This is a genomic window from Cryobacterium sp. PH29-G1 (assembly GCF_030063365.1).
Lineage (GTDB): Bacteria > Actinomycetota > Actinomycetes > Actinomycetales > Microbacteriaceae > Cryobacterium.
Window position 1 is genome coordinate 1 of the sequence record NZ_JASISY010000012.1, and the last position, 19,814, is coordinate 19,814.

Below are 19,814 nucleotides of genomic sequence, written 5' to 3' on the forward strand. Positions count from 1 at the left end.
AATTCCCCGCGCCTGCTCCACCGCCACAATAACGGGGTTCACGCTGGTCTCGCCGGGGCTTTCCATGAACATGGGCGTCAGTGCCTCCTTCACCCCAATTCTACCGCAAATCGAACATAAAAGCGAGGAAAACTCGATTCGCGATCGGGATCAATGACAGTGTGGCCAGACGGACATCAGGTATGGATACCACGCCGGATACCCACAAATTCAACGTTCATGCCACGGATGCTTCGTGAGTGCGGGACATTAAGAGAAGAAACAATCTTCTAAAAGGATTCACGATATGCGACTTGCGTCGCCCACGAGTGCAACGTCGGCGAAGTGCTGGTCATGGGCGCACCGCGCTGACCCGCAGGTCGCGGGGTGCTCGACGTGACCGCGCCCGAATCGGGGGCCGCTGCGGTAGCCGACGTAGCGCCCGCTCAAAGTTGGCGCGCTCATCCGCCGATCGACCGAAGGGCAGACTAGTCGGCTGCGCGCTGCAGCAAGGTGATGAACATGGCGTCGGTTCCGTGCCGGTGCGGCCACAACTGCACACTTCCGGTATCGGCGGGCAAATCGAGGTTCGCGTCGCTGAAGGACTGCACCACAGCCGCCGTGTCCAGCGCCGTCACGGCGCCGCCGGCCTTGCGCACGGCGAGGGCGACGATCGCCCGGGTTTCGGCTGTGTGCGGCGAGCAGGTGACGTAGGCGAGGATACCGCCGGGCTTCAGGGCGAGTAGGGCCGCGTCGATCAGCCCGGATTGCAGCCCGGCGAGGTCGGCGACGTCCTTGGGCTGCTTGCGCCAGCGTGCCTCCGGCCGGCGGCGCAACGCGCCGAGACCGGTGCACGGCGCGTCGAGCAGAATACGGTCGAAATAGTCGGGATGCGTCTGGCCGATTGTGGTTCCGTCGACTTCCCAGACTGGAATTCTCTCGGGGAGAGCCTCCAGCGCGGTGCGCACGAGCGTTGCCCGGGCGGGAACGAGCTCGTTGGCCACGAGTTCGGCACCCCCGGCGCGCGCCTCGGCGGCGAGCAGGGCGGCCTTGCCGCCCGGGCCGGCGCAGAGGTCGAGCCAACGCTCCCCCGCCACGATGGGCCGGGCCCGGCTCAGGGCGAGTGCCGCGATCTGGGAGCCTTCGTCTTGCACTCGAACGCGGCCCTGGGTTGCGGTGACGAGGTGGTAGGGGTCGCCCGCATCGAGTACGAAGCCCACCGGCGAGAATTCATCGGACAGTCCCAGCCGTTCGCGGTCCGCGTCGGTCGCGAGACCGGGTAACGCGACCATGTTGACCTTGGCTGCCATATTGTCGGCGGCGAGCAGGTCGGCGAGTTCACTCTCGTGGCCCTCGGCCTTGAGCGCCTGCCGAAAGGCGCGAACGATCCAGGCGGGGTGCGAGAACTCGGCGACGAGACGGTCATCGGCGTTCACAGCGCCCTCGAGCACGCGCTCGCGCCATTCTTCAGCGCTGGACCGGGAGATGGTGCGCAGCACCCCGTTGGTGAAGCCGGTCGCCGAGCGCGAGCCCACCTGTTTGGCCAGCGAGACCGATTCGTTCACCGCAGCGTGGGTCGCCACGCGGGTCCCCAACAGCTGGTGGGCGCCGAGGCGCAGCACGTCGAGAATGGCCGGATCGATGGCATCGACCGGCCGGTTCGCGGCCAGGGCGATGACCCGGTCGTAAAAACCCTGCATGCGCAGGGTGCCATAGGTCAGTTCGGTCGCCAGTGCGGCATCCGCTGTGTTCAGCGCGGCACGCTGAATGCGCGTCGGCAGCAAGAGGTTGGCGTAGGCGTCGGATTCACGCACCGCGGCGATGACCTCGTAGGCCACTCGTCGGGCCGGCTGCACGAAGTCCGTGGTCGCAGCGCGCGATTTGGGCAGTTGCACTCGATCGTTCACGAGGCGACCACCTCGTCTGCCGCTACTCCGCGCCACCAATCGTTTGCTGTCATTGCTGTCTTTCCGGCCGGTTGCACGCGCAGCAGAACCAGTGGTTCGGTTTGCGTGCCCACGAGCACTGTCTTGTCGCGCTGCAGAATGGTTCCGGCAGGCAGGTTGGGCTCGTCGGCGCTGGGAGCGACTTCGAGAAGTTTCAGAACGGCGCCGTTTACGGTGGTGAACGCGCCCGGTTCGGGTGTCACTCCCCGAATACGGCTATAAACGGATGCCGCCGACTGGGCGAAATCAATACGCGCGTCGTCCCGCACCAGTTTGGGCGCGAGCGTGACCGCACCGGTCTGCGGCACGGCGACGGCGGTTCCGGCGGCTAGTTCGGAGACCACCCGCAGAAGCAGCTCGGCGCCGCTGTGGCTGAGCTGGTCGAGAAGCATTCCCGATGTGGAATGTGCACCGATGGGCTGGGAGAAGCTACCGAACACGGCACCGGCATCGAGTTCTGGTACCAGCTGGAACACGGCGGCTCCGGTGACGTCGTCACCTTCGATGACCGCGCGCTGCACCGGGGAGGCACCGCGCCAGCGTGGCAGCACCGAGAAGTGCAGGTTGATCCAGCCGAGGCGGGGAACGGAGAGCAGCGGTTCGCGCACGATGCCGCCGTAGGCGACGATGACGCCGAGGTCGGGTTGCAGGGCGCGAATGGTCTCGGTCGCGTCGTCATTGAGCCGATTGGTTTTGAGTATCGGATACCCGCGCTCGGCAGCGGCCTGTGCCACCGAAGACGGGCTGAGGGTACGTTTGCGGCCGAGCGGGGCATCCGCTCGGGTGATCACCGAGACAATTTCGTGATCGGAGCCGGCCAAGGCCAAGAGGCTGGGCACTGCGACCTCGGGTGTGCCGGCAAAGACGAGTTTCATTTAGAGCAGCTCCGGGTCGTCGAATCGAACCTTAAGTGTAGGTGCCGGTTGGAATGAACCGGTCTTCGGCTTGCGGCGGCGGGCGGCGTTGCGCACGACGGCAGCCTTGAGGGCGTGGGCGACTTCGTCACCGCGGGCGTATGCGAACCGCACGACCGCTCGCACCAGGGGCGGCTCGGTGTCGACCGGTCCCAATACGTCGAGGCCGGTGATCTCACCCAGATCAGCGAGAGCGGCGTCGACGTCGGCGGCCGTTCCGGTGATAGAGGCAACCCGCACGGCTGGCGGAAAACGCAGCTGACGGCGATCAGCGAGTTCACTCGCGGCAAAGATGTCGGGACGCCAGGAGTTGAGTGCGCGGGCCAGAGCTCCACCAACGCCGGCCAGCAAGACGGGAGCGCCGGGAGCCGCCAGGGCGGCGGCATTGGCCCACCAGCGCAGACAGTCCTCGCCCACGCGCAGCGATTCGCGGGCCAGCATGCGTTCGCCGTCGAGGATGAGAATGGCCCGGTAGCCTCCGGTCGGCACCGGTTCGGCGCCCCGGGTGGCGATCACGAGGGCTGGCTGTGGTCCCAGTGCCTGCACGGTGTGCTCGCCGTCGGCGACGATCACGCGCGCCCCCGGAAAGGCCCGGCCGAGCTCTTCCGCGGTGCGCCCGGTGCCGAGCGTGACCACGCGCAATTTGGTGCCCTCGCAGTGCACGCAGCGCCAGCCGGCAGCGAGGGCGCCACACCACCGGCAGGACGGCACGGCCGAAGCCGATTTAAGCCCGAGCGGGCCCTGACAGTGCGTGCACCGGGCGGCTTTCTTGCAGCTTTGGCAGGCCAGCATTGGGGCGTACCCGGGGCTGGCGACCTGCACCAGCACGGGGCCGTGGTTCAGCGCCTCGCGGGCGGCCTGCCAGGCAGCCGAGGGGATGCGTGCCGCACGCGCCTGCTGGTCGGGCTCGGATTGAAAGTCGGTGGGAATGATGCGCGGGTGCCGATCGGTGGCCGGGTTCACCTCGCTCAGGTAATTGAGCTCGACCAACCGCTGAGTTTCGACACTGCGCGAATGGCCGAGCAGCACGAGCGCGCAGTCGCTCTCCTGCTGGCGCACGAGAGCAGCGTCTCTGGTGTTCACGTAGGGACTGAGCGGTTCGGAGTACAGCGGGTCTCCATCGTCCCAGAGCGCAATCAGTCCGAGCGCGTGCGCCGGGGCATAGATGGCCGACCGGTTACCGAGAATGATCCTCGGCGTTGCCTCGAGGCAGGCCAGAAAGGAGCGGTACCGGTCGGGGTTCGGTTGGCGGGCATCCACCCGTTGAACCGCCCCGGCCGGGGCGATCTGGTCGAGGGCTGCCTGTACCTGGTCTTGGTCGCGAAAGTCGGGCACGCACAGGATGGCAGTCTGCCCGCTGCCGAGCGTGGCCACAGCGAGTTCGGCAAGAGTCTGCGCCCAACGACCGATCGTCGTGCCGTCGTTCAGCTGCACGAGCTCGGGGATCGCCGCGACGGCGACACGGTGGTGCTCCATGATCGCGCTGTCGAGCCGGCCGGTCGGATACCCGACAAAGGCGGGCACCGTCAGGGACGGGGTTATGCTCCCGGAGTCGGACGGTGTGAGGGTTGAGGCCGGCTCAGCCGTCGGAGAACCGGTCGGCACCGGCACGATGGAGCGCGCGGCCAGCCAGGCCTTTTCGACCCGCACCTGGCGCGGCGGTATGGCGAGGCGGAGGATGTCACTGGCGTTGCCGGCCGCCCGATCCGCCATCCGGCGGGCCAGGTTCCACACCTCGGGCGCCAGCACCACTGCGGTGGACACGACCGAATCGAGCGGACTGAGGGCGCCGCGAAAGGTGGCATTCATCTCGTCGGTGGACTCGGATCGTGCGGCTTCCGGATCGACGAGCTCGACCACATAGGCGTCAATGACCCGCCCACCCGAGCGAAACGGCACCTTGACCCGCACGCCCGCCGCGACCTGGCCCACCAGCTCTGCCGGTACGGCGTAATCGAACAGGTGGTCCAGTTGCGGCAGGGGCGAATCGATCAGCACCCGTGCGACGAGGCCGGTGTGCGTCATGACTGCGCCGGAGTTCAGAGGCCGGCGGCGCTACGCAGGTCGTCGACCTTGTCGAGGCGTTCCCAGGTGAAGTCGGGCAGCTCCCGCCCGAAGTGACCGTAGGTGGCCGTCTGGGCGTAAATGGGGCGTAACAGGTCGAGCGAGTGGATGATGGCGGCCGGGCGCAGGTCGAACACGGCACGGATGGCGGCGGTGATCTCTTTGTCGGGCAGCACACCGGTGCCGAAGGTTTCGACGTACAGTCCAACCGGGGACGCCTTGCCGATGGCGTAGGCGACCTGCACTTCGAGCCGCTCGGCCAAGCCGGCCGCGACGGCGTTCTTGGCCACCCAACGCATGGCGTAGGCGGCGGAGCGGTCGACCTTGGACGGGTCCTTGCCGCTGAACGCACCGCCGCCGTGGCGGCTCGATCCGCCGTAGGTGTCGATGATGATCTTGCGCCCGGTGAGGCCGGCGTCGCCCTGCGGGCCGCCGATCTCGAAGCGACCGGTGGGGTTGATCAGCGTGGCCAACGACGACGAGTCGAGCTCGACGCTCTCCAACACCGGGCGAATCACGAGCTCTTCGACCTCGAGTCGCAATTGTTCCGTAGACACGGAGGGCGCGTGTTGGGTGGAGACGACGACGGTTTCGACGGTGCGCGGGACGATGCCGTCATAGCCGATGGTGACCTGGGTCTTGCCGTCGGGTCGCAGATACTCCAGCTCGCCGCTCTTGCGCACGAGGGCGAGGCGTTCGGCCAACCGGTGAGCGATCCAGATGGGGATCGGCATGAGTTCGGGGGTCTCCCGGGTGGCATACCCGAACATGATGCCCTGGTCGCCGGCACCCTGCCGGTCGAAGTCGTCGAGGCTGGACTGCTCGCGCGTTTCGAAGGCGTTGTCAACGCCCTGGGCGATGTCGGGCGATTGTCCGCCAATGGAGATTTCGACACCGCAGGAACGGCCATCGAACCAGACATCGGAGGAGTCATAACCGATGTCGGTAATGCATTTGCGCACGATCGAAGGAATCTCCACGTAGGCCTCGGTGGTGACCTCGCCGGCCACGTGCACCAGCCCGGTAGTGACGAGAGTCTCCACGGCAACCCGGCTGTGCGGATCGTCGGTGAGCAGTGCATCGAGAATGCTGTCGGAGATCTGGTCGCAGATCTTGTCGGGGTGACCCTCGGTGACTGATTCCGAGGTGAAGAGGCGAAGATCGCTCATCTGGCCCGTCTCTGTTGTAGGTGAAAATGTAGAAGTTGAAATCGCCACCGGGCTCAGGGCACACGGGGTGTTAGCAGCGTGCCCGATCGTGCTTTCCAGCGGAGGCTAACCGATCAGGTCAAGTATGCAGTTGGCCACCGACATTTTGCTGCCGGAAGCCTCATTCACTATATCTCCGTGACGATCAAGCACCGTCACCGCGTTACGCTCTGTGCCAAAGCCCACGGTCGATCCCGACGCATGGCCAACCCGGTTCACAACCAGGTAGTCGCACCCCTTGCGCACGATTTTGGCGCGGCCCAGCGCGAGCAACTGCTCGGCATCCGTTTCGGTTTCGGCGGCGAAGCCGATGATGAGCTGCCCCGGCGCGCGGGCAGCGGACAGCCCAGCGAGAATGTCGGGGTTTTTGACCAATTCCAGACTGAGAGTGTCCCCCACGTCTTCCTTTTTGATTTTTCCGCGCTGCACAGTTTTTGGTCGGTAGTCCGCGACCGCGGCGGCCATGATGATGACGTCTGCTGCCGCGGCGGCGAGCGACATGGCCTCGTGCATTTCGAGGGCGCTACTGACCAGAACTGTCGTGATACTGGTCGGAACAGGGACTTCAAGGTTGGCGGCGACAAGCGTGACCGTAGCGCCCCGGGCCAGCGCGGCCTGCGCGAGGGCAACGCCCTGTTTGCCGCTGGACCGGTTGCCGAGAAACCGCACCGGGTCCAGTGCCTCACGGGTACCACCGGCGCTGATCAGCACACGGCGACCGGCGAGATCGGGCACAGCGGATGCCGCGCCCTCCCCGGCAGACGCCTGTCGGTCGAGCACGGCGAGAGAAACCGCGACGATGGTCTCCGGCTCTTCCATCCGCCCGGCACCGGAGTCGGTGCCGGTGAGTCGGCCGACGCCGGGACCGACAATGGTGATGCCGCGGGAACGCAACACCGTCACGTTCGCGACCGTCGCCGGATTGTTCCACATTTCGGTGTGCATGGCCGGTGCGATCACGAGCGGCGCCGTACTGGCCAAAATCGTGTTGCCGAGCAGATCATCGGCGAGGCCCGCAGCCAGTTTGGCGATGCTGTTGGCCGTTGCCGGCGCGATGACGATGAGGTCGGCGCCCTGCCCGATCGTCACGTGGCGAACCTCGGAGACGCCCTCATAGAGGTCGGTGTGCACCGGGTTGCGCGAAATCGCCTCGAGTGTCGGCTTGCCGACGAAGCGCAGCGCCGCCTCGGTCGCGATCACGTGGACCGAGTCGCCGTTCAACACAAAAGCGCGCACGATGCTGACGGCCTTGTACGCGGCGATGCCGCCGGTGATACCGACGACGATCGTGCGAGCTGTCTTCATCCTGCGCGCTTTATGGGGTGAGGTTTAGGCCTCGACGATCGGGCGGGAAACGAGCTTGTCTTCGTTGATCTCGCGCAGGGCCACCGAGAGCGGCTTGTCTTCGACGGTGGAGTCGACGAGCGGTCCGACGTTGTCGAACAGGCTGCCTTCGTGCAGGTCGGCGTAGTAGTCGTTGATCTGACGAGCACGCTTGGACGCGAAAATCACGAGGGCGTACTTCGAGTCGACCTTGGAGAGCAGGTCGTCGATGGGCGGGTCAATGATGCCAGTGGGCTTGTTCGCCATTGGTGTCACACTCCTAATTGAGCACGGCCTGAGGCGACGTGCGAGTTTTGCGGGAAGGAAAGTACACGTGCAGCTGCGCGCAGTGTGGCGCAGAATTCAGCAGAAACAGGCGCTACGACATGCTTGATGCAGCGCGGATCTCCATCAAGTCTACGACCTCACGGGCAGCCTCAGCGACATCATGGTTGATCACGCGATAATCGAACTCCCCCTGGGCTGCCAATTCCAGCTTGGCCGTCTCCAGCCGACGCGCCTGTTCGGCGGCATCCTCGGTGCCACGGCCGATCAGGCGGCGCACCAGTTCGTCCCAGGTCGGCGGCAGCAAGAACACCAGACGGGCTTCGGGCATGGCGCGTCGCACGGCGCGTGCGCCTTGCAGGTCAATCTCGAGCAGCACGCTGTTGCCGGCGCTGATGGCAGCGTCGACCGGGCTGCGGGGGGTGCCGTACCGGTACGCGTTGTGCACCTTGGCCCACTCGAGCAACTCGCCGGCTTCGACCATCCGGTCGAACTCGTCGTCGGAGACGAAGTAGTAGCTGATCCCCTCGGTCTCCCCCGGGCGCGGCGCGCGCGTCGTCGCGGAGACGGAGAGCAGCACGTCGGGGTAATTCTCGCGAATGTACCCGGCGACGGTTCCCTTACCCACAGCGGTGGGGCCGGCCAGAACGATGAGTTTGGAGTCGGAGACGTGTCGCCGGGTGGTCCGTTCGGAGAGAAAATCCCGCAGACGGTCGCGTTGGTGTCGGCCGAGCCCGCCAAGCCGTTTGGACGGGGAAATTTCCAGACGGTGAATGATGCGCTGCATCTTGGTGACGCCGATGGCGGGAATGCTCACGAGCAGTTCGGTTACGCGCAACCGGCCCTCGACCCCGATCGGGTCGGCAATCGCCGCAGCGAGCACTTCAAGCGCCGTTCGTTCGCCGGAGGCGACCTCGGCTTTAACCCTGGCGCGGGCCCGGCGGGCAGCGACGGCGGCGCGCGATGCGGCCACCCGATCGACTTCGGGCGGGGTGGGACGGTTTTCAGCCACGAACGGTACCTACTTCGGCTACTCGGCGCTCAATGGCTTCTTCGATCCGGCGGGGTCCGGCCGAGAGCACACTACGCGATTCACTCACGATAACCCCTCCGGCGTATCCGCCATATATTCCGGCGAGATCCTTAATATTTCCACCCTGGTGACCGAAGCCCGGCGCGAGCACCGGAGTTCGAAATTCGGCGGGCGCGTGGCGCACGTCGATACCGAAGGCGGCGAGGTCGAGAGTGGCGCCGAGCACGACCCCGATCGATCCGAGACCGGCCGTTCCGAGACCGGCCGCTCCGAGACCGGCCGCTCCCCCCACGGATGCTGCCCCGGCGTGCGCGTTGCGCTGGCCAACGTCATCCAGGATGGCGCGGGCGACACTCGAACCGGCGAATGGCCCATCGGCGACGAGGGCTCGCTGAATGTCGGCAGCTTCGGGGTTGGAGGTGGCGGCGAGCACGAAGATGCCCTTGCCGTTCGCTGCCGCGAGGGCGAGCGAGGAGTCGAGCGAACCGACGCCCATGTACGCGGCGAGGGTGAGGGCATCCACTTCGAGCGGGGAACCGGGCGACAGCCAGGCTTCAGCATAGGCCTGGGCGCTCGTGCCGAGGTCGCCACGTTTGGCATCGCCGATCACGAGCAGGTCGGCCTGCCGGGCATCGGCCAGCACGCGTTCGAGCGCGACAAAGCCGGCCGAGCCGAAGCGTTCGTAGAAGGCGACCTGCGGCTTGACCACGCCGACCCGTCCGGCCGCGGCGGCGATAACCGCGCGGCCGAACGCTTCCGCACCGGCAGCGGTGTCTGGCAGGTTCCAGTCGCGCAGCAGCCACGAATGCGGGTCGATTCCCACGCAGAGCTGCCCACGCTCGGCGAACACCCGACTGAGGCGCTCACCGAAGGAAACAACCGGGGTGCCCGGTGCCGCCGTAGCGGCACCGGTCAGAGCAGGATCCGTCATAGCAGTGCTGTTCGCGCCGTGGCGTATTCCTGGAGCGAGGTCACCTCGAACCCGTCGCGAATCGAGTCGATCGAGGCGACCGCGGCGCTGAGCTCGGCGATCGTGGTGAACAGGGGCAGGTCTCCCGCCACGGCGGCCGCGCGAATCTCGTAGCCGTCGGCCCTGGCCGTGCTGCCGCCGGGCGTGTTGATCACGATCTGGATCTCTTCGCGGCGAATGAGTTCGACGATGGACACGTCGTCGTCGTTCGACTTCTCGCTGAACTTGGTCACCACGCGGGCGCGGATACCGTTGCGTTGCAACACCTCGGCGGTACCGATGGTCGCGGCGATCTCGTAGCCCAGCTGTTGCAGGCGCAGCATCGGCAGAATGATCGCACGCTTGTCGCGGTCCGAGACCGACACGAAGACGGTGCCGGAGAGCGGGATTCCACCGTAGGCGGCGAGCTGGCTCTTGGCGAACGCCCGCGGAAAGTCCCGGTCGATGCCCATGACCTCGCCGGTGGAGCGCATCTCCGGGCCGAGGATGGAATCGACGACGAGGCCGTCCGGGGTGCGGAACCGGTTGAAGGGCAGCACGGCTTCCTTGACGGCGACGGGCGCCTCCATCGGAACCCGGGAGCCGTCAATCTCCGGCAGCTTGCCGTCGGCCTTCAGCTCGGCGATGGTGGTGCCGACCATGATGAGCGCCGCGGCCTTGGCGAGGGTGATGCCGAGCGCTTTCGCGACGAACGGCACTGTGCGTGAGGCGCGCGGGTTGGCTTCCAGCACGTAGAGCACCCCGGCACCGATCGCGAACTGCACGTTGAGCAGGCCCTTCACCCCAATACCGCGGGCGATGCCGAGGGTGGCTTCGCGCACCCGGTCGATCTCGGCGCGGCCGAGGGTGACCGGTGGCAGGGTGCAGCTCGAGTCGCCGGAATGGATGCCGGCCTCTTCGATGTGCTCCATGACGCCGCCGATGTACAGCTCGTGGCCGTCGTAGATGGCGTCGACGTCGATCTCAATCGCGTCGTCGAGAAAACGGTCGACGAGAAGCGGATGTCCGGCGCCGATGATTCCCTGCCCGGCCATGCGGCTGAAGTAGTCGGCCAGCGACGGGGAGTCGTAGACGATCTCCATGCCGCGGCCACCGAGCACGTAGCTCGGGCGCACGAGCACCGGGTAGCCGATTTCTTCGGCCACGACGACGGCTCCGGCAAAGTCGATCGCCGTTCCGTTGCGGGGCGCCAGCAGGCCGGCGTCATCGAGAATCTTCGAAAACAGACCGCGTTCCTCCGCGAGGTCGATCGCGTCGGGGGTGGTGCCGAGAATCGGAATGCCGGCCGCTTCGAGGCCACGGGCCAGGCTGAGGGCGGTCTGGCCGCCGAGCTGCACCACCACACCGACGAGTTCGCCGCTCTGGCTCTCGGCGTGGATGACCTCGAGTACGTCTTCCAGGGTGAGCGGCTCGAAGTAGAGCCGGTCGCTCGTGTCGTAGTCGGTGGAGACCGTCTCGGGGTTGCAGTTGATCATGATGGTCTCGTAGCCGGCATCCGACAGGGCAAAGGACGCGTGCACGCAGGAGTAGTCAAATTCGACGCCCTGCCCGATGCGGTTCGGTCCGGAGCCCAGAATGACCACCTTGCGACGGTCGCTCGGAACGACTTCGGTCTCGTTGTCATAGCTGGAGTAGTGATACGGCGTCAGGGCCGGAAACTCTCCCGCGCAGGTGTCGACGGTTTTGAATACGGGTCGAACGCCGAGGATGTGGCGCACGGTGCGCACATCCGCTTCGCCGAACCCGCGAAGCTCACCGATCTGGGCGTCGGAGAAGCCGTGGTCCTTGGCGAGGATCATGACGTCCCGGTCGAGGCGGTCGGCCGCGGCGACCTGGTCGGCGATCTCGTTGATCAGCACGATCTGGTCGAGGAACCACGGGTCGATCTTGGTGGCGGCGAATACCTGATCGATTGTCGCGCCTTGGCGGAGCGCCTGCTGCACCGTCACGATGCGACCGTCGGTGGGAATCTCGGCGACGGCGAGCAGTTCGTCGATCGTGCGGGTTTCCTCGCCCCAGTGAAAGCTCGATCCGCGCTTCTCGAGCGATCGCAGGGCCTTCTGCAGGGCGGAGGTGAAGCTGCGGCCGATGGCCATGGCTTCACCGACCGACTTCATGGTCGTGGTCAGGCGGGGGTCAGCGGCCGGGAACTTCTCGAACGCGAAGCGCGGCACCTTGACCACGACATAGTCGAGGGTGGGCTCGAAGCTCGCCGGCGTGACCCCGGTGATGTCGTTGGGAATCTCGTCGAGGCGGTAGCCGATGGCAAGTTTCGCGGCGATCTTGGCAATCGGAAAGCCGGTCGCTTTGCTGGCCAGGGCCGAGGAACGCGACACGCGGGGGTTCATCTCGATCACGATCACGCGGCCGTCGACCGGGTTGATGGCGAACTGGATGTTGCAGCCGCCGGTGTCGACGCCGACGGCGCGGATGATGTCGATCGAAATGTCGCGCAGGTGCTGAAACTCGCGGTCGGTCAGGGTCAGTGCCGGGGCGACGGTGATCGAGTCGCCGGTGTGCACGCCGACCGGGTCGACGTTCTCGATCGAGCAGACGACGACGGTGTTGTCGGCCGTGTCGCGCATCATTTCGAGCTCGTACTCTTTCCAGCCAAGAATCGACTCCTCCAGTAGCACCTCGGTGGTCGGGCTGTGGTGCAGTCCGTCGGTGACGATGCGACGTAGTTCCACTTCGGTATAGGCGAAGCCCGAGCCCAGGCCGCCCATGGTGAAGGAGGGGCGCACGACGAGCGGGTAGCCGAGATCCTCGGCATAACCGACAGCTTCCTCAACGGTGTGGGCAATGAATGAGCGGGCTACGCCCGCGCCGGCGTCGATCACGAGCTGCTTGAAGATCATGCGATCTTCGCCCTTATTGATGGCATCGAAGCTGGCACCGATCAGCTCGACATCGTACTTCTCGAGGATGCCACGCTCGTGCAGTTGGATCGCCGCGTTGAGCGCGGTCTGGCCACCGAGGGTCGGCAGAATCGCGTCCGGCCGTTCCTTCTGGATGATCGTCTCGAGAATTTCGGCGGTGATCGGCTCGATATAGGTCGCATCGGCGAAGTCGGGGTCGGTCATGATGGTGGCCGGGTTCGAGTTGACCAGGATGACGCGAACGCCCTCCTCGCGCAGCACCCGGCAGGCCTGGGTACCGGAGTAGTCGAACTCGCAGGCCTGACCGATGACGATCGGGCCGCTGCCGATGACAAGAACGCTGTTGATATCGTCGCGCTTGGGCATTAGTTGGTTTCTCCTGCGACGGCGTGCTGGGAAGCCAGTACAACGTCTCTGAATCGATCGAAAAGGTGGTTGGCATCGTGTGGGCCGGCGGCCGCCTCCGGGTGGTACTGCACCGAGAAAGCATTGATATCGAGGCAGCGAATACCTTCGACAACCTGGTCGTTGAGGCTGTAGTGGCTCACCTCAACGCGCCCGAACCCGGTGCGCGAGTCATGAACGCCCTCAATGGGCATGTCGACGGCGAAACCGTGGTTCTGTGAGGTGATCTCGACCCGGCCGGTGGTCTTGTCGAGAACCGGCTGGTTGATGCCCCGGTGCCCGAACGGAAGTTTGTAGGTGCGAAACCCCAGCGCGCGGCCGAGCAACTGATTGCCGAAGCAGATGCCGAAGTAGGGAATACCGGCGCGCAGCACCTCCTGCAGCAGGGTGACGTGGGCGTCGGAGGCGGCCGGGTCGCCCGGTCCGTTCGAGAAGAACAGGGCCGAGGGCTTCAGCGACAGAACATGCTCGGCGGTGACCGACTGCGGCAGCACGAGAACCTCGAAGCCGCGTTCGGCGAGGTAGGTGAGGGTGCTGGTCTTCACGCCGAGGTCGAGTACCGCGACCGAGCCGATGCGTTCGCCCTGGGCGGGAATCGAGAACGGCTCCACCGTCGAAACCTCGAGCGAGAGGTTACGGCCGCGCATGGCGGCCCCGGACTGCACGCGTTCGAGCTGCTCACTGTCGGACAGCTCGTACACGTCGCCGGAGAAGATGCCACTTTTCATGGCGCCCTTGGAGCGGATGTGGCGGGTGATCGCGCGGGTATCGATGCCGCTGATGCCCACGATGCCCTGAGCTTCGAGGTCGTCATCGAGGGTACGGGTGGCGCGAAAGTTCGAGGCGATGCGCGCGGGCTCCCGAACAACGAAGCCGGCCACCCAAATCTGCCGGGACTCCTGATCCTCGTCGTTCATCCCGGTGTTGCCGATGTGCGGGGCGGTCATCAGCACGATCTGCCCCGCGTACGACGGGTCGGTCAGAGTCTCTTGATAGCCGGTCATGCCGGTGGAGAAGACGATCTCACCGAGCGTCTGACCCTCGCTACCGTAGCGGCGACCGACGAAGCGGCGGCCGTCTTCCAGCACGAGCACGGCCGGGCCGGGAACGTTGGTCACCGAGAAGGTCGGCGTCGTGGCAGCGGGTACCGCCTGGTCTGGTACTGACTGGTCTGGTGCGGTCGAGTCGGGCACGTCAGGCCTCACTTTCGTCTTGATCGGCCGCGGCGGCGGCCGGGCCGGTAATCGTGGCTGCAATGGTTCGGATCGCCTCGACGAGTCGAGCACGATCATTCGGATCGATGATGCGGAAGTAGCTGTCGACGGCGCGGCGGTCCTCGGTGTTCTGCGCACTGTGCGCGCTGGCAGCCCCCTCGGGCACGTTCAAACGCCAGGACAAGCGCACGAGTCCGTCGGGTTCCACCGCTCGGTCGATGGCGACCTGCGCCGCACCGACCGCCTCAATGGCGTCGGCCGGCACGAAAACCGGTTGATTACCGTCAAGGTCAAGGGTAATCCCGGCCGCCGTCACGGTGAGAGCGGCGCGGGCGCGAAAGCCCAGTCCGCGAATGGAGAGTCGTTCCAGCGGAGCGTCACGCGGGGTGGTCGCCACGTAGTACGACTCGGCACCGGTGAGCACGGTTCCCACCGTGCTCGGCATCGGATAGCCGGCGGTGAGCGCGGCGTCGCGCTGACCGCGCTTTCGCCAACTGCGCCACATCAGAACCAGGACGCCGAGCAGTACCAGCGCGGTGATGATGGTGGGAACGGACCTATCCATGCGTGGCATCTCCGCTCCGGTGGCCGGCGATCTCGAGGCTGCTGCGCACCGTGCCGTCGAGCACCGTGGCGTAGCCGCGGTGAAAAGTTGCCCGCACCTCACCGGGCAGCGTCATCGACAGGTACGGCGAATTCGCACTCGTACCAGCGAGATCGGCGCGCCCGAACACCCGGGTCGCTGCGGGATCGTACAGGGTGAGCTCGGCCGGTGATCCCACCGCGATCGGATTGCCCTGGCCGGTCACCCGTCCGATGCGTGCCGGAGTGCGTGACAGGACGCGTTCGATGTCGACCCAGTCCAGCAATCCGGTCGCCACAACCGCAGCATGCACGACGGAGAGTGCCGATTCCAGTCCGACCATGCCGTTGGCAGCGGCATCCCACTCGCAGTCCTTGCTTTCGGCGGGGTGCGGGGCGTGGTCGGTCGCGACGATATCAATCGTTCCGTCGGCCAGCCCGGCCCGCAGCGCCTCGACGTCTTCCCGGCTGCGCAGCGGCGGGTTCACCTTGAAGCGGGCGTCGTAGCCGCGAACGAGGTCTTCGGTCAGCAATAGGTGGTGCGGGGTGACCTCGGCGGTCACATTGATGCCGCGGGCCTTGGCCCAGCGGATCACATCGACCGAGCCGGCGGTGGAGACATGGCAGACGTGCAGGCGCGAGCCGACGTGTTCGGTGAGCAGCACATCGCGGGCGATGATCGATTCTTCGGCGACGGCGGGCCAGCCGACGAGGCCGAGTTCACCGGAGAGGGCGCCCTCGTTCATCTGCGCCATCTCGGTGAGGCGTGGTTCCTGCGAGTGCTGGGCGATGACCCCGTCGAAGGCCTTGACATATTCCAGAGCACGGCGCATAAGAAGAGGGTCCGAGACGCAGAAACCGTCGTCGGAGAACACGCGCACCCGGGCCCGGCTCGACGCCATGGCGCCGAGTTCGGCGAGTTGCTTGCCGGCCAGGCCCACGGTAACGGCACCGATCGGCTGCACGTCGACGTAGCCGGCGCTCTCGCCGAGGGCGAGAACCTGCTCGACGACCCCGGCGGTGTCCTGCGCCGGCAGCGTGTTCGCCATGGCGAACACGCTCGTGAAGCCGCCACGCGCCGCAGCGCGGCTGCCACTGAGTACGGTTTCGCTGTGCTCATAGCCGGGTTCGCGCAGGTGGGTGTGCAGGTCGACGAGGCCGGGCAAAGCCACCAGTCCGGCGGCGTCGATCACGCTAGCACCGCTCGAGGAAAGGCCGGTGCCCATTTCGACAATCCGAACGCCATCGAGACGGATATCGGTGCCCGTGCCGTCCGGCAGCGTCGCGCCGCGAATCAGCCAGCGTTGATTCATTCCGTCAATCGACATTGTTCGATTCCTTCCGGTCGCCGGATAAGAGTAAGTAGAGCGCAGCCATGCGCACGGAGACACCGTTCGTGACCTGTTCGAGCACGGTCGAATTCGCAGAGTCAGCCGCGGCCGAAGAGATCTCCAGACCACGATTCATCGGGCCGGGGTGCATCACAATGCTAGCCGCGTCGAGCCGACCGAAGCGCGCGTCATCGAGTCCCCAGACCCGGGAGTACTCGCGGGTGCTCGGAAAGAAGGCCGCGTTCATCCGTTCGGTTTGAATGCGCAGCATCATGACCACGTCCGGTCCGGCATCGATCGCGTCGTCCAGGTCAAAACTGAACCGGGCCGGCCAGAGCGACGTGTCACTGGGCAGCAGAGTCGGCGGGGCGACGAAGGTGAGCTCGGCACCGAGGGTGGTGAGCAGCCACAGGTTGGAACGGGCCACCCGCGAGTGCAGCACATCGCCGACGATCGTGACGCTGACCCCGTCGAGCCCCTTGCCCCGGGAGGCCGGGCCGTGGATGCGGCGGCGAATGGTGAACGCGTCGAGCAGCGCCTGGGTGGGGTGCTCGTGGGTGCCGTCGCCGGCGTTGATGATGCCCGCGTCGATCCACCCGCTGTCGGCCAGCACCGCCGGCGCTCCGGAGGCCGGGTGGCGGATGACGACACCGTCAGCACCGATCGCCGCGAGGGTCTGCGCGGTGTCTTTGAGGCTTTCGCCCTTCGACACGCTGGAGCCCTTGGCGCTGAAGTTGATCACGTCGGCGCTGAGGCGCTTCGCCGCGGCCTCAAACGAGATACGAGTGCGGGTGGAATCCTCGAAAAACAGGTTGACCACGGTCTTGCCACGCAGGGTCGGCAGCTTCTTCACTTCGCGCTGGGCGACATCGGCCATGTCCTCGGCAATGTCGAGCAGGTTGATCGCCTCGTCACGGGTGAGGTCCTTGGTCGAGAGCAGGTGCCTCATCGGTCGCTCCCCCCGTCGATCGAGACGAATTCGTCGCCGTCGATTTCTTCGAGGTGAACGTTGATGCGCTCGTCGGTCGCCGTGGGCAGGTTGCGGCCCACGAAGTCTGCCCGAATCGGCAGCTCCCGGTGCCCGCGATCCACGAGCACGGCCAGACGCACGATCGTGGGTCGACCGTGGTCACCGAGCGCGTCGAGTGCGCTGCGGATGGTGCGCCCCGAGTAGAGGACGTCGTCAACGAGCACGACAGTGGCACCGTTGATGCTGCCGGGCACCTCGGTGCGGGAGGGTGTGCGGGTGCGACCGTGGGCGAGATCGTCGCGGTACAGCGTGACGTCCAGCGATCCGACTCGCACCGCTGTCGCTGCCGGTTCGATGCGCTGGATGATCGCTGCGATGCGCCGAGCAAGCACAACGCCTCGGGTGGGGATACCAAGGATAACGAGGTTGTCCGAGCCCCGATTGGACTCCAGGATCTCGTGGGAGATTCGAGTCAACGCGCGGGTGATGTCAGCCTGAGTGAGCACAATGTGCGCCAAATGCCGACCTCCTTCCCCGTCTCACAGGACGGATCATTAAAGGATGTCTGAATAAGTCCAGCCTAGCCGCAGGAAGCCAGCGGTTAGAACGCAGCGGCAACGAAGGCGGAGAACTCGGCCGTGTCGGTGAGGCTGCCGGAGTAGAGCACGCCATTCACGAGCACGGTCGGAGTGCCGGTCACGGACGCGATCTCGGCTCCGGCAATCGGCCCGGTGAGCGCGACCTCGGTGTTGTGCTGCGACCAGCCCTCATACTCTCCCCCATCGACACAGTCGATGATGCTGACCGGGCCGGTCGCGAGGTCAGCAAGTTCCGTATTGCTCAGTCCCACGCTCTGTTCGAGCGGCTGATTGGCGAACAGCGCTGCCAGCAAGTCGAGGGTGTTCTCGGGGTTCAGCGTGGCCTGGCAGGTCAGCGCCCCCGAAGCACGGCTGGAGTAATCGGTGCCCTGGGACATCCGGTCGAGAAAAGTGAGCGAGTGCAGCCGCAGGGTGATGGCTCCACTCTCAACGCCGGCCGACAGCAGTTCTCCGTTGGCTTCTTCGAACTGGGCGCAGAACGGACACATCGGGTCGACGTATTCGTCGATGATCACCGCGCCGGTACCGAACTCGAGATAGCCGGCATCGAAGTTGGCGGCGCCCAGCGCACCGGTCGGCAGCGGTGCGCTGGGTGCCGACGCAGAGGGTACGGGTGCCGATGTCGAACTCGACGGCCCGGAAAAGGTCGAGCCGGAATCAAGGGCGAGAAAAAACGCCCCGATCGCGGATGCGAAGACAATCGCGAACACGGTGAGAATGGCGAACACGGCCATTCCGACGTAGCCGATGATGAGACCGGCCAGAGCGAATCCGCGGCCAAGTTCACCGCGCGCGCGAATCTGCCCGAGCGCGATGTGCCCTGTGATGACGCCAACCAGGCCGATGAAGAACGACGAGACAAACGAAACGACGGCCAGGGTGTTGGTCTTCGGCCCCGCGACGAAGGGCGCCGTGGGGCGGGGCGGTGGCGTCACGGCATACGGGTTCGGCTGGTTCGTCGGCTCGCGGGGAGTTTCGGGTCCGGTGGTGTCCATGGGCGTGTCCTTCGGTATGTCCGAGGTCTGGCCGACGGTTGTCAGGCCGGCTGGTATTCGGTCTGGCTGGTATTCGGTCGGACGCGGAGTCAGACCGACGGGGCGGTTTGGGCGATCTTGCCGAGCAGTCCGTTGACGAAGCCGGCCGAGTCATCCGTTGAGAGGATCTTGGCGGCCTCGACGGCTTCATCGATGGCGACGGCGTGCGGAACGGCGTCGTTGTAGAGAATCTCCCAGATACCGATGCGCAGAATGGCGCGATCGATGTTGGGCAGGCGAGCGAGCGACCAGCCCTGCGAGTACGTTTCGATCAATTCGTCGATCTCTTCGCGATGATCGACGACACCGTCGACGAGCTCACGAGCGTACAGCCAGGAGGCCACCCGCGCCGGCTCGCTGGCGGCACGCTCGGCCTCGATGGCGAGAGACTCGGGAATGCTGATCTGGCGCACATCGGCGGCGTACAAAATGTCGATAGCGCGCTTACGTGCCTTGGTGCGTGCGCTCACTAGTTGACGCGACCGAGGTAGTCGCCGGTACGGGTGTCGACCTTGACCTTGGTGCCCTGCTCCAGGAACAGCGGAACCTGGATCTGGTAGCCGGTCTCCACCGTAGCCGGCTTGGTGCCGCCGGTGGAACGGTCGCCCTGCAGGCCCGGCTCGGTGTAGGTGATTTCCAGGGTGACGGATGCCGGCAGCTCGACGTAGAGCGGGTTACCGTTGTGCAGCGCCACGGTCACGGCCTGGTTTTCGAGCATGAAGTTGCTGGCGTCGCCGACGACTGCCGCAGAAACGGAGATCTGGTCGTAGTCGGCCACGTCCATGAAGATGTAGGAGTCACCGTCGTTATAGAGGTACTGAAAATCGCGACGATCGACGTTTTCGGTCTCGATCTTGGCACCGGCGTTGAACGTACGGTCAACGGTCTTGCCCGAGACGACGTTCTTCATTTTGGTGCGAACGAAGGCGCCACCCTTGCCCGGCTTGACGTGCTGAAACTCGACGACGGCCCAAAGCTGGCCATCCATGTTGAGTACGACGCCATTTCTGATATCAGCGGTAGAGGCCATGGGAGGGGTGTTCCGTTCAATTGATAAGGTGCGCGGGTGCAAATGGCA

The 19,814-nt window shown here is 65.8% G+C and carries 17 protein-coding genes; all 17 read right to left on the reverse strand.

The annotated features are described in order from the left end of the window. Window positions 1-467: 467 nt before the first annotated feature. The 17 genes from QMK22_RS13695 to efp all read right to left on the reverse strand — a co-directional run bounded on the left by QMK22_RS13695 (window position 468) and on the right by efp (window position 19,766). Entirely contained in the window at window positions 468-1,886 is a 1,419-nt protein-coding gene (locus QMK22_RS13695; protein WP_283498211.1) for an RsmB/NOP family class I SAM-dependent RNA methyltransferase, read from the reverse strand. Next, on the reverse strand, window positions 1,883-2,800 hold the full coding sequence (fmt, locus tag QMK22_RS13700) for a methionyl-tRNA formyltransferase (RefSeq protein WP_283498212.1): 918 nt from the start codon (window positions 2,798-2,800) through the stop codon (window positions 1,883-1,885). The genes QMK22_RS13695 and fmt overlap by 4 nt, the downstream gene beginning before the upstream one ends. After that, on the reverse strand, window positions 2,801-4,864 hold the full coding sequence (locus tag QMK22_RS13705) for a primosomal protein N' family DNA-binding protein (protein WP_283498213.1): 2,064 nt from the start codon (window positions 4,862-4,864) through the stop codon (window positions 2,801-2,803). 14 nt (window positions 4,865-4,878) lie between these two features. Beyond that, entirely contained in the window at window positions 4,879-6,072 is a 1,194-nt protein-coding gene (gene metK, locus QMK22_RS13710) for a methionine adenosyltransferase (protein WP_283498214.1), read from the reverse strand. A 105-nt stretch (window positions 6,073-6,177) separates the two neighbouring features. Then, the gene (coaBC, locus tag QMK22_RS13715; protein ID WP_283498215.1) at window positions 6,178-7,416 is read right to left on the reverse strand and encodes a bifunctional phosphopantothenoylcysteine decarboxylase/phosphopantothenate--cysteine ligase CoaBC; all 1,239 of its coding nucleotides are present in this window, start codon (window positions 7,414-7,416) and stop codon (window positions 6,178-6,180) included. 24 nt (window positions 7,417-7,440) lie between these two features. Beyond that, entirely contained in the window at window positions 7,441-7,701 is a 261-nt protein-coding gene (gene rpoZ, locus QMK22_RS13720; protein WP_283498216.1) for a DNA-directed RNA polymerase subunit omega, read from the reverse strand. Window positions 7,702-7,813: 112 nt separating this feature from the next. Beyond that, a complete protein-coding gene (gene gmk, locus QMK22_RS13725; protein ID WP_283498217.1) occupies window positions 7,814-8,731 on the reverse strand; it encodes a guanylate kinase in 918 nt (305 codons plus the stop codon). After that, on the reverse strand, window positions 8,724-9,683 hold the full coding sequence (gene pyrF / locus QMK22_RS13730; protein ID WP_283498218.1) for an orotidine-5'-phosphate decarboxylase: 960 nt from the start codon (window positions 9,681-9,683) through the stop codon (window positions 8,724-8,726). Before pyrF ends, gmk begins: the two co-directional genes overlap by 8 nt. After that, complete coding sequence (gene carB / locus QMK22_RS13735; RefSeq protein ID WP_283498219.1) at window positions 9,680-12,967, reverse strand: carbamoyl-phosphate synthase large subunit; 3,288 nt, start codon at window positions 12,965-12,967, stop codon at window positions 9,680-9,682. Before carB ends, pyrF begins: the two co-directional genes overlap by 4 nt. Then, window positions 12,967-14,100 (reverse strand): glutamine-hydrolyzing carbamoyl-phosphate synthase small subunit, encoded by a 1,134-nt coding sequence (gene carA / locus QMK22_RS13740; RefSeq protein ID WP_502857742.1) that lies wholly within the window; start codon window positions 14,098-14,100, stop codon window positions 12,967-12,969. The genes carB and carA overlap by 1 nt, the downstream gene beginning before the upstream one ends. Window positions 14,101-14,200: 100 nt before the next feature. Next, complete coding sequence (locus QMK22_RS13745) at window positions 14,201-14,785, reverse strand: PH-like domain-containing protein (protein WP_283498220.1); 585 nt, start codon at window positions 14,783-14,785, stop codon at window positions 14,201-14,203. Continuing rightward, on the reverse strand, window positions 14,778-16,115 hold the full coding sequence (locus tag QMK22_RS13750) for a dihydroorotase (protein ID WP_283498296.1): 1,338 nt from the start codon (window positions 16,113-16,115) through the stop codon (window positions 14,778-14,780). The genes QMK22_RS13745 and QMK22_RS13750 overlap by 8 nt, the downstream gene beginning before the upstream one ends. Window positions 16,116-16,119: 4 nt before the next feature. Continuing rightward, complete coding sequence (locus QMK22_RS13755; RefSeq protein ID WP_283498221.1) at window positions 16,120-17,082, reverse strand: aspartate carbamoyltransferase catalytic subunit; 963 nt, start codon at window positions 17,080-17,082, stop codon at window positions 16,120-16,122. Then, window positions 17,079-17,621 (reverse strand): bifunctional pyr operon transcriptional regulator/uracil phosphoribosyltransferase PyrR, encoded by a 543-nt coding sequence (pyrR, locus tag QMK22_RS13760; RefSeq protein WP_283498222.1) that lies wholly within the window; start codon window positions 17,619-17,621, stop codon window positions 17,079-17,081. Before pyrR ends, QMK22_RS13755 begins: the two co-directional genes overlap by 4 nt. An 83-nt stretch (window positions 17,622-17,704) precedes the next feature. Next, entirely contained in the window at window positions 17,705-18,697 is a 993-nt protein-coding gene (locus QMK22_RS13765) for a DUF4190 domain-containing protein (RefSeq protein WP_283498223.1), read from the reverse strand. Between the two features lie 89 nt (window positions 18,698-18,786). Continuing rightward, window positions 18,787-19,206 carry a transcription antitermination factor NusB gene (gene nusB, locus QMK22_RS13770; RefSeq protein ID WP_283498224.1) on the reverse strand — a complete coding sequence of 140 codons (420 nt, stop codon included), beginning with the start codon at window positions 19,204-19,206 and terminating at the stop codon, window positions 18,787-18,789. Further along, window positions 19,206-19,766, reverse strand: coding sequence for an elongation factor P (gene efp, locus QMK22_RS13775; protein ID WP_283498225.1), 561 nt, complete (start codon window positions 19,764-19,766; stop codon window positions 19,206-19,208). Before efp ends, nusB begins: the two co-directional genes overlap by 1 nt. Window positions 19,767-19,814 lie beyond the last annotated feature (48 nt).

Excerpts from the sequence above, each read along its gene's own strand:
- fmt (WP_283498212.1), bottom strand. The coding sequence starts at position 2,800 with ATGAAACTCGTCTTTGCCGGCACACCCGAGGTCGCAGTGCCCAGCCTC.
- QMK22_RS13705 (WP_283498213.1), bottom strand. The coding sequence starts at position 4,864 with ATGACGCACACCGGCCTCGTCGCACGGGTGCTGATCGATTCGCCCCTG.
- metK (WP_283498214.1), bottom strand. The coding sequence starts at position 6,072 with ATGAGCGATCTTCGCCTCTTCACCTCGGAATCAGTCACCGAGGGTCAC.
- coaBC (WP_283498215.1), bottom strand. The coding sequence starts at position 7,416 with ATGAAGACAGCTCGCACGATCGTCGTCGGTATCACCGGCGGCATCGCC.
- rpoZ (WP_283498216.1), bottom strand. The coding sequence starts at position 7,701 with ATGGCGAACAAGCCCACTGGCATCATTGACCCGCCCATCGACGACCTG.
- pyrF (WP_283498218.1), bottom strand. The coding sequence starts at position 9,683 with ATGACGGATCCTGCTCTGACCGGTGCCGCTACGGCGGCACCGGGCACC.
- carB (WP_283498219.1), bottom strand. The coding sequence starts at position 12,967 with ATGCCCAAGCGCGACGATATCAACAGCGTTCTTGTCATCGGCAGCGGC.
- QMK22_RS13745 (WP_283498220.1), bottom strand. The coding sequence starts at position 14,785 with ATGGATAGGTCCGTTCCCACCATCATCACCGCGCTGGTACTGCTCGGC.
- QMK22_RS13750 (WP_283498296.1), bottom strand. The coding sequence starts at position 16,115 with ATGAATCAACGCTGGCTGATTCGCGGCGCGACGCTGCCGGACGGCACG.
- QMK22_RS13755 (WP_283498221.1), bottom strand. The coding sequence starts at position 17,082 with ATGAGGCACCTGCTCTCGACCAAGGACCTCACCCGTGACGAGGCGATC.
- QMK22_RS13765 (WP_283498223.1), bottom strand. The coding sequence starts at position 18,697 with ATGGACACCACCGGACCCGAAACTCCCCGCGAGCCGACGAACCAGCCG.
- efp (WP_283498225.1), bottom strand. The coding sequence starts at position 19,766 with ATGGCCTCTACCGCTGATATCAGAAATGGCGTCGTACTCAACATGGAT.